At 77.2% G+C, this 474-nt stretch carries 1 pseudogene; it reads left to right on the plus strand.

The features are described from left to right. Positions 1–191: 191 nt before the first annotated feature. Positions 192–474: pseudogene (locus tag J1M64_RS19290) on the plus strand (penicillin-binding protein); the annotation flags it as partial.

Here is a 474-nt window from a genome sequence, read left to right on the forward strand (position 1 = left end):
GACCCCAGCCGCACGCCCGGGGCCACAGCCGCACGCCCGGGGCCACAGCCGCACGCCGAGATGGCGTCTCGCATGCCCCGGAGCGGGTGCGAGACGCCACCCCGGGGAGCGGCTGCGGGGCGAGCGCGGGTCAGACCCAGGCCAGCGGGTCCGACCCGAGGCGACGTCGACCGGACGTAGACTCGACCTCCGTGACCAGCACCCGACGACGGCCCGTCCAGCGAGCCGCCGGCCTCGTGACCGCAGCCCTCGTCGCACTGGCACCGCTCGCGGCAGCGGCACCCGTGACAGCCGTGGAGCCGGCCCCCGCCGTTCCGCTGACGGAGCCGCCGCCGGCCGCCGTGCTGCCGTCGACCACGTCGCCGTCGTACTTCGACACCCCGCGCGACATCACCGGGTGCCCGTACCGCACCACACCGCCCGCTCCCGTCGACGAGTCCGAGGTCCCGCTCCCCGGGCAGACGTCCCCGACCC

This window comes from Dietzia sp. KRD202 (genome assembly GCF_017168155.1).
GTDB classification, from domain to species: domain Bacteria; phylum Actinomycetota; class Actinomycetes; order Mycobacteriales; family Mycobacteriaceae; genus Dietzia; species Dietzia kunjamensis.